This window comes from Paradesulfitobacterium ferrireducens, assembly GCF_017310645.1.
GTDB lineage: Bacteria > Bacillota > Desulfitobacteriia > Desulfitobacteriales > Desulfitobacteriaceae > Paradesulfitobacterium > Paradesulfitobacterium ferrireducens.
Map to the genome: position 1 here is coordinate 40,134 of NZ_JAFLRH010000005.1, position 8,870 is coordinate 49,003.

9 protein-coding genes are annotated in these 8,870 nt (G+C 47.2%); all 9 read left to right on the plus strand.

What is annotated here, in order from left to right; all coding sequences use genetic code 11:
• Positions 1-76 precede the first annotated feature (76 nt).
• On the plus strand, positions 77-766 hold the full coding sequence (locus tag J0X21_RS02290) for a response regulator (protein WP_206810009.1): 690 nt from the start codon (positions 77-79) through the stop codon (positions 764-766).
• Positions 767-794: 28 nt separating this feature from the next.
• Positions 795-1,847: a sensor histidine kinase gene (locus J0X21_RS02295; protein WP_236006036.1), complete on the plus strand. Its 1,053-nt coding sequence runs from the start codon at positions 795-797 to the stop codon at positions 1,845-1,847.
• A gap of 2 nt (positions 1,848-1,849) precedes the next feature.
• A complete protein-coding gene (locus tag J0X21_RS02300) occupies positions 1,850-2,497 on the plus strand; it encodes a thioredoxin family protein (protein ID WP_206810036.1) in 648 nt (215 codons plus the stop codon).
• A gap of 15 nt (positions 2,498-2,512) precedes the next feature.
• On the plus strand, positions 2,513-2,761 hold the full coding sequence (locus J0X21_RS15585) for a hypothetical protein (protein WP_236006037.1): 249 nt from the start codon (positions 2,513-2,515) through the stop codon (positions 2,759-2,761).
• A 110-nt stretch (positions 2,762-2,871) separates the two neighbouring features.
• The gene (locus J0X21_RS02310; protein WP_206810038.1) at positions 2,872-3,249 is read left to right on the plus strand and encodes a carboxymuconolactone decarboxylase family protein; all 378 of its coding nucleotides are present in this window, start codon (positions 2,872-2,874) and stop codon (positions 3,247-3,249) included.
• Between the two features lie 158 nt (positions 3,250-3,407).
• Positions 3,408-4,403, plus strand: a complete 996-nt coding sequence (locus J0X21_RS02315) for an ABC transporter substrate-binding protein (RefSeq protein WP_206810041.1) — start codon at positions 3,408-3,410, stop codon at positions 4,401-4,403.
• A 5-nt stretch (positions 4,404-4,408) separates the two neighbouring features.
• The gene (locus J0X21_RS02320) at positions 4,409-6,589 is read left to right on the plus strand and encodes an ATP-binding protein (RefSeq protein ID WP_206810049.1); all 2,181 of its coding nucleotides are present in this window, start codon (positions 4,409-4,411) and stop codon (positions 6,587-6,589) included.
• Positions 6,589-7,935 carry a sigma-54-dependent transcriptional regulator gene (locus J0X21_RS02325; RefSeq protein ID WP_206810050.1) on the plus strand — a complete coding sequence of 449 codons (1,347 nt, stop codon included), beginning with the start codon at positions 6,589-6,591 and terminating at the stop codon, positions 7,933-7,935. The genes J0X21_RS02320 and J0X21_RS02325 overlap by 1 nt, the downstream gene beginning before the upstream one ends.
• Positions 7,936-8,130: 195 nt before the next feature.
• Complete coding sequence (locus J0X21_RS02330; protein WP_206810051.1) at positions 8,131-8,775, plus strand: 4Fe-4S dicluster domain-containing protein; 645 nt, start codon at positions 8,131-8,133, stop codon at positions 8,773-8,775.
• Positions 8,776-8,870 lie beyond the last annotated feature (95 nt).

The window sequence follows — 8,870 nt, forward strand, 5'->3', positions numbered from 1 at the left end:
GGCTACTGTTTAACGGGGTAACGGAGCTCGGATGGAATGGGTCGGCGTTTATCACAGAGCGGATGGAGGTATGTTCATGAACACTAAGGGGAAGTCTGTTTTAATTGTCGAAGACGATGCTAAAATCCGCCAGCTTGTTAAGGTGTATCTGGAAAGGGAAGGGTACGAGGCCTTGGAAGCGGAAGACGGGGAAGACGCTTTAGAAAAGTTTAAACAATTTGACCCCTGTTTGGTGATTTTGGATTTAATGCTGCCCGGAGTGAGCGGTGAAGAAGTCTGTACAACGATCCGGACGGATTTGAAAAGCAATGTGCCGATCATTATGCTGACAGCCAAAGTAGAAGAGACTGAACGTATTCAGGGATTAAGAATGGGTGCGGATGATTATGTCACCAAACCGTTCAGCCCTCAGGAATTGGTCACCAGAGTCGAGGCCGTCTTGCGGCGGACTGCTCAGCGCTGCAGCAAAATAACCTACCGGGGACTCACTCTGAAACCGTTAAGGGGGGAAATTCATTACAAGGGAGAATCTATTGTTTTGACGCACCATGAATATCGTTTGCTGTATTTTCTCATGAGGCATCCCAACCAGATCTTGACCAGGGAACAGATTGTAGAAGAACTTTATCCGAATCAGGAAAAAATTGTTACGGAAAGAACGGTTGACGTGCATATCGGCAAACTGAGGGAAAAGCTTAAATATGACGGTGAGAGTGAAATTATTGAAACGGTCAGGGGAATGGGGTATCGCTTTGTCGCCTTCTAAAAACTGGTTTTTTTGGCGAAGAAGTATTTTGGCAAAATTAATTCTGATTAATCTACTGATTATTGCGATTGTGATTTGGCTGGCAGGTGTTTCCGTCAAAGATTTCGCCTGTTTGCTTGCCAAGCAATATCAGGTTATTGGCGGAGCATCGAGCAATTTGTTTGACCGGACCATGCAATTTTATCTAATACGAGCAAGTATTCTGGCGGTGAGCGTGGCCGGTATTCTTTACTATTTCCTGGTAAGGAAGCTGATCTTGCCGTTGCAGCACTTGGGAACTTCGGCTCAAAAGATGGCCAGAGGGGAGTTTCAGCCTTGCCGGGAAATTTCGTCCGAAGATGAAATTGGCCGCCTTATCTCTGACTTTAATCATCTATCCTCCAAGTTACAGCAAACAGAGGAACTCCGGAAAAAAATGGTGAGCGACATAGCTCATGAACTACGGACGCCTCTCACGAATCTTACAGGCTATCTGGAAGCTTTAAGCACCGGCGTCATTCAGGGAAATCTGGGGCTTTACCGCTCATTGCATGAGGAAGCGCTGCATTTGACTGGCTTGGTGGAGGAACTTCATCAATTAAATATTTGGGAATCGAAAAGGCTGGGACAGAACGAGCTGCAGAAAATTTCCGTGGAGAATGTTCTTGAATCAACCCTTAAAAGTTTTGAATTGGAAATGAGAAACAGGGACATCAAAGCAGAGGCTAATATTCAGGCTGCAGATGTTTTAGGAAACAAAGAGGGCCTCAAACAGGTCATCACCAACCTGCTGAAAAATGTCCTGAAATATGACCGGGGTGGCTGGGTGAAAATTGAGGGAAAAACGGAGGACCGTGTCTATAAAGTCGTGGTGACTAATTTGGGGCAACCCATTCCTGATGACAAAGCGGACCTAGTGTTTGAGCGTTTTTACCGTCTGGATTCCTCCCGCAACCGCAAGACCGGAGGAGCGGGTCTCGGATTGGCTATTGTCAAAGAAATTATTGACCAACACCGTGGGGAGGTCGGTTTAATTTCCCGGGAAGATGAACATTCCTTTTGGTTTACAGTTCCTTTAGCAGATGTAGGAGAGGAGAAATAGACATGAATCATTCCTTAATTAAGAAAATTGTCCTTTTTACGCTAAGTGCTTGTCCAATGGGAAGGTCAATGGGAACAGTATTGAAAGAAGTAGCTGCTTTATTTCCTGAATTGAATTTTGAAACGGTGTATGTAGAAATTCAGGTGGAAGAAGCCAATTATTACCGGATTAAAACAAATCCTACGACGCTTTTCGTCGATGAAAATGGCAGAGAGCAATATCGTCTGGAAGGTTTTCATGAAACAAACATTGTTAAAAATACCATAGAAAAGATTAAGCAAAAGAAGATTGAATTGGTACCGGAATTGGCGGAAAACAAAGAGACTGTCGAGAAGTATGTCCTTTACCTTTTAAAAGACGGTAAATTTTCGCCAGTGGAAGTAGCCTATCGTAACCGGACCTCGATCAAAGCACCCCGCATCACTGCCATTACTTTACTTGTCCAAGCTTCTAAAGAAGGTTACAGTAACCCATTTCCCCCGGGAACAACATTGGAATTGGTTCAATTTCGCGATACGACTGGAATCATTACGCTCAAGCTGACAACAGATGTGGATCAAGCCACGTTGGAAACGATGAAAGAGGCTTTACAGCAAACACTCTCCCAGTATGGTATTAAGCAAGTGGAGCTCGTTTTACAAAAACAATAAGGGGAGTGGGTTCTGTTGCATACAGGTTTAAGTGTAATGATTTTCGCTTTTTCCCTCGTAGCCGGCTTTCTTGGAGCTTTACTCGGTTTGGGAGGAGGAATCATTATTATTCCTGCCCTGAAAGGATTATTTATACACTGTCATTACATTAATCGTCCTTTGTGTCCTTATCATAAGCTTTACACTCGGCAAAGCTTTGTAGCTTTTAATGATAACTATGCTAACTTATCAACTCTGAAGTCTTGGCAGCAAGCCCGGGAATAAAATCACCCAGGGTATACTGTATATTAATGCTTTTAATTTAAGGGGATGGTCCAGATGTAAAACTTAATATTCCAAACTGTAAATACTAGTTATAAGGAGGTTTGAACAAGTTGGCTAATGTTCAATTGCTTGGAGACGACAATCCCGAAACCAAAGATATTTTTGCCAAACTAAAACAAAAATTTGGAGAGGTGCCACCACCTTTTCGGGCTATGGCTAACCACCCTGAATACCTAAAAATTGTCTTGCAAAAGATGGAGACGATAATGGGTTCGGATGCCTTAGATCAAATAACAAAACTAGTTATAGCCTTTACTGTGTCCACTTTAAATAACTGTGAGTTCTGCATAAACTTATATGCGCAGCAACTTAAGGATACGGGCTTTACGGACAAACAGTTTGTTGAACTACTGGCGATGATTGATTTTGTAGGGAGCATGAACCACTTTAACAATGGTTTGCTGATTAAGCCGAACATTGAGAGATGAATTAGGTAGGTTTCAAGTATAGCCGGAGCTTTGATCAAATAGCTTTACTTCCGCTGCTAACCACTAAACAGTTTAGGGGGGCGAATTGACTCGCCCCTTTTTGATATACCCTGCCATAATAAAAAATACACAGCCTACTTCAGAGAGGCGGAAACGCGATGAGGAAGTTTTCAGGTTTATTATGGTTAATGCTTATGCTTTTCGTGTTAACTGAAACTTTAGCCGGATGTGCAAACTCCGGGGTTGCTGCTGTCCCGGCCAGAATTGGGGTTCTCACGATAGGGGATTCCAGAATGATCAAAGTTCAAGGACTGCAGAAGGGCTTGCAGGAGTTAGGGTTGACGGATGAAGAGGTGGCTTTTGAGATTTTTAATGCCAAAGACAATCACAAAAAGCTAGCCGAGGAAGCTCTTAAGCTACTAGAGGGGCAGCCGGATGTTATCGTGGTTACCGGGGTAGTGGAGGCTGAGGCTCTGATGGAAAAATTAGCGGGACACAAGCCCATCCCCGTCGTTATGATCGGAGTGACATCCCCCAAGGATCTGCAACTAATCAACGGGTATGAAGAACTGGGTATACCCGTAACCGGGGTAGCCAACGGACATGTGGAGTTGACAGGGAAACGTATGGAACTCCTGCACTTGCTGTTCCCGCAGCGCTCCCGGATTCTGCTCCTGTATGACCCGCGCTTGCGGGCCAGTGTGCTGGCTTTGGAGCGGGCACGTCATTCAGTCCAAAACTCCTATTCAATTGAACCCATTCCGGTAAGTAATGACCAGGATATGGAGTCTTTCCACCGCCGTTCCTTTTCTGCCAGGGAATCGATACTTGTTTTGCCCAGCTACTTTTTAGAAGCAAGGTTCCGGGAAATCCGTGATATTTCTCTGGAGAAACGAATCCCAGTAATGGGGCTTTATGAAAGTGAGACTGAGGCAGGGTTTACAGCATCTTACGGCCTTTCTTATTTTGATCAAGGATATCAGGCCGCTCGCTTAGTCATAAGAATGTTGAAGGGAGAGGCAGCCGGTATTCCTTTTGAAGCGCCAGACTCCGTTCGATTGAAGATAAATGTCCAGGCTGCTGATTACATTGGGGAGAGTGTGTCACCTGTCGGTTTGAGTTACGGGGAGAAGGTTTATACGATCAAGGAGTGAAAGCCTTGCCGAAATCTGAAATTCCATGGCAGAGCCGGATCAAGGTCCGTGTGCTCCTGTTTGGAGTCGTGATGTCCATTGTACCAGTCGTTTTAATCAGTTTTTATTATTTTTACTCTACCAGGCATAATCTGGAACAAAACGTGCAAATTCAAAACAAGCTCCTGGCTGAGCACCTGGTTCAGGAAGTAGATTCTCTATTGAGTCAGACAGAGGACAGGCTGAGAAACGCCTATTTTCCCACTTCTGCTTTGCTTCAGGAGACAGGTCAGACACAGCTCTACCGGATTCTGGCGGAAATACCCATGGCTGAAGAGGCTGTGGTACTGGATGCAGACGGCAATGTCCGCCAGGGAGTGAACAGGTTCAAGATAGTCAATGATCCCGGAGCCCTTAAGTGGCGGACACCGGATATGCTGGAAGGATTGAAAGCCAGGCAAGTATATTACGGAAATGTAACTTTTACGGGTACGTGTATTCCTTTTGTCAGAATTGTTGTGCCTTATTACTCGGCGGATGGGCGCACTTTTCTGGGTGGAGTCGGGGTTCAGGTGCGGTTGCGAAGCTTGCTGGCTTTGGTAGGTTCAAAGCATATTGGGAACAAAGAAGATGTCTTCTTGGTGGATGCCCGAGGCAGGCTGATCGCTCACAGCGACTTTACGAAAGTGCTGGAAAAGATTGACGTGGCACAACTGTCTACTGTAAGGCATTTTATGGAAAATGGGAATCCGGAAGAGTTGCCTGTCCCTAACCGGTATCTTAGCACGAACGGGCAGGAAGTGCTCGGAGTCTACAGTAAGATCCGGAGAACGGGCTGGGCGGTCATCGTGGAACAACCGGTTGCGGTGGCTTTTGCCTCAATTCACGCCCTGTTGCTAAGACTGGTCTGGTTTCTGGTTACAATTGCGTCGGGGTCAGTTCTTATAAGTATTTTTTTTGGCTTAAGTTTTACGAAACCGATTGAATATTTGGAACGGATGGTAAGAAGGGTTGGCAGGAGAGAATCAGACACTGAGATTTCCTTGGGACGGAAGGATGAGCTGGGACATCTGGCAAGCTCGTTTAATGACATGGTTGTGCAACTGAGTCAGCAATCCGAGAGACTTCTGCAGGAAAAGGAGCGCCTCGACACCATTGTGCACGGGATTGGTGCCGGATTGGCTCTAATCTACCGCGATCACCGGGTTGCCTGGATGAACCCGGTCTTGGACAATTGGGTCAGGCCGGGTTTGCACCGCCCTGAGACTGCTTGTTATCAAGTGTTGGCAGGCTTGGGTGCCCCGTGCGCTGATTGTCCGTTATTAAACAATGCGGAGATGCCGTCCGGTGAGGATTTAATTACCGCTTTGACGCAGAACGGGGAGCAGCGCCTCTTCCGCCATCGCATTTACCGGCTGGAACATGTGCGTGAGGATGACCCCCAGTATTTGCTTGTGGTCGAAGATATCACGGAACAGCGCAGGATGGAAGAAATGGTCATGCAGGCAGACAAACTTTCCGCTTTAGGGTTAATGGCTTCCGGGTTTGCCCACGAGATCAACAACCCGTTGGCTACCATTCAGGTTTACGCTGAAGACTTGGAGGAACGATTGCAGACGGAACAGGAAGAATTGGCTGCTTCAGGAGAAATCACACGGTATTTGCGCGTAATAAGGGAAAACATTGCCCGCTCCAAACAGATCACCCAGAGTTTGCTGAATTTCTCCCGCAAGTCGGAATGGAGGGAGGAATGGATCGATGTTGCTGCGGTTTTAGAGGAAAGTCTGGCCCTTTTTAAGCATTCATTTAGCAAAAAAGGAGTTAGTCTGAGTAAAGATTGGCCGGATGACCTGCCTAAGGTTATGGGGGACGCTTTGCAATTAATGCAGGTCCTGGTTAATCTTTTGAACAATTCCCTTGATGCCGTATCCATTGGAGGCTCTATCACAGTCCATGCACACCGGGACAACGCCCAGGTGGTCATCCGTGTTGCGGATAACGGAGAAGGGATTGAAGAAAAGCATATTCCCAAAGTTTTCGATCCCTTCTTTACCACGAAAGAAATTGGAAAAGGAACGGGGCTGGGGCTTTCTATTTGTTATGGCATTATCTCCCGTATGGGTGGGGCGATCTGTTTGGAAAGCAGGAAGGGTCTGGGGACGGAAGTGACCATAACCCTGCCTGTTCTTAAGGGAGGAAGCGTTTGATGACAGAGTGGAGAAATTCCAATGTTATAATTGTCGATGATGAAACTGATTTGCTCGAATTATTGACAGGGCGTTTCCAGCGCAAGGGGTGCAATGTCGTAGGGCTGACATCATCGGAAACGGCTGCCCGGCTTCTCAGGACAGAGTCTTTTGATTTAGGAATTTATGACATTAAGTTGCCGGGAATGGACGGCGTGGAACTGTTGCGTCTGAGCAAAGAAATTAACCCGGACATGGAAGTCATCATGCTGACCGGGCATGGCACTGTGGAAACTGCCATTGAGACAATGAAACTGGGCGCGTATGATTATCTGCGTAAACCCTATGCATTGTCCGAACTGGACGTCATTGCAGCCAAGTCGCTGGAAAAGAAAAAACTTAAAGAAACGAACACCGGCTTAAAGCAAGCCCTTCTTGCGGGTACGAACAAATTCTCCATCATTGGCCAAAGCCCGGGCATTAAGAATATCCTGGATTTGACGCTTCGTTTGGCCGACAGTAATATACCGGTTCGCATTGAAGGGGAGAGCGGTACCGGCAAGGAATTGATTGCCAAAGCCCTGCACTTTTGGAGCAGCAGGGCGGAACAGCCGTTTATTGCGGTCAATGTCGGCGCTCTGCCGGAAAATCTGCTGGAGTCGGAACTGTTTGGCCATCTTAAGGGAGCCTTCACCGGAGCAGTCACGGAGAAAAAGGGTTTGGTCGAAGTGGCCGATCAGGGAACCCTGTTCCTGGATGAGATTGGGGAGATGCCGCTCAACATTCAGGTTAAGCTGCTGCGTTTCTTGGAGAGCCAGGAATTCCGGCGGGTCGGGGATTCCCGCTTGCGCCAGGTGAATGTCCGGGTAGTTGCTGCAACCAACCGGATTTTGGAGCAGGAAGTGTCCAAGGGCAAATTCCGGGAAGATCTGTTTTTTCGCTTAAATGTGATGAAGCTGACCTTGCCTCCGCTGCGGGAGCGTAAAGAAGATATCCCCCTGCTGGTTGAACATTTCCTGGCCCTGCATGGACGGGGACAGGATGTTTCAATTTCGGCGGAAGGATTGAAAGCTCTGAGCCGGTATAGTTTTCCCGGCAATGTGCGCGAACTTTCGCACATGATTGAGCGGGGGATCATTTTGGCCCAGGGGAGGGAAATCCAAGTGCGGGATCTCCTGATTCCGTCACGCAATCCGTTTGAAACTGATGAAGAGGATAAACTCCTGCCTTTGCACGAATTGGAAAAACGGCACATAGCCAGGGTACTGGCGTCCTGCCAGGGGAACAAAACCCAGGCCGCCAAGGTTTTAGGTATCAGTGTACGCAATTTGTACCGAAAGCTGGAGGAATACAAAATCAGCGAGTAGGAGCAATTAATAACTATGACATTTTAACAGGTTAAGCAAGACAAATTGACAGAAAAATCGGCCAAACTGTGTTGAAAAGCCCGGTTTAAGGCCGTTTTTTAATGGCATAAGTTTTGCAAAAGCAATGTTCGGTTAAAAATAAAGTCTCATTTCGCAAACAACTGAGGCTTGGCAGAACAATGAGGAGGAGTGGATATGAGCAACGCGGATGAGCAAGGCTCAAAAAAAGGTCCGCACTGGGGTATGGTCATTGACCTGGCCAAATGTGTAGGATGTGATACTTGCACTGTTTCCTGTAAAGCGGAGAACAGAACTCCGCCGGGAGTGTCCTACAATGTTGTGCTTGAAGAAGAACACGGTCAATTTCCCAATGTTAAACGGGTGAACCTGCCGCGACCGTGTATGCAATGTGACAAGCCTGCCTGTGGCCAGGTCTGTCCGGTACGGGCAACCTACAAAGCGGAGAACGGCATTGTGGTCATCGATTATGACCGCTGCATCGGCTGCCGCTATTGTATTGCAGCGTGTCCTTACGGTGCCCGCTCTTTTGACTTCGGACAGTCCTATGCCCAGGAAATGCTGGGCTATGCTCAGGTGCAGGCACCGGAATACGGTGTTGCAAGGGGATCCCGGGAACCAGGGAAAACTCCGGTTGGCACCGTGCGCAAGTGCATGTTTTGTTTCCACCGGCTGGAGCGGGGGGAAGAACCGGCCTGCGTGGAGACCTGCCTGGGGGATGCACGTTTTTTCGGGGATTTATCCGACCCGAACAGCAAGGCGGCTAAATTGGCAGCCAATCCCCGGGCCTTTCGCCTCAAGACTGCGGTAAAAGTCAAGTAATTTACCGAAAAAATATAGGAAGGTGATTTCCATGATTTAGTTGATTTTTAGAAAAAAGGGTACACTAAATAAACCCTCCATCTACAAAAGGTAAT

Excerpts from the sequence above, each read along its gene's own strand:
- J0X21_RS02290 (WP_206810009.1), top strand. The coding sequence starts at position 77 with ATGAACACTAAGGGGAAGTCTGTTTTAATTGTCGAAGACGATGCTAAA.
- J0X21_RS02300 (WP_206810036.1), top strand. The coding sequence starts at position 1,850 with ATGAATCATTCCTTAATTAAGAAAATTGTCCTTTTTACGCTAAGTGCT.
- J0X21_RS02315 (WP_206810041.1), top strand. The coding sequence starts at position 3,408 with ATGAGGAAGTTTTCAGGTTTATTATGGTTAATGCTTATGCTTTTCGTG.
- J0X21_RS02325 (WP_206810050.1), top strand. The coding sequence starts at position 6,589 with ATGACAGAGTGGAGAAATTCCAATGTTATAATTGTCGATGATGAAACT.
- J0X21_RS02330 (WP_206810051.1), top strand. The coding sequence starts at position 8,131 with ATGAGCAACGCGGATGAGCAAGGCTCAAAAAAAGGTCCGCACTGGGGT.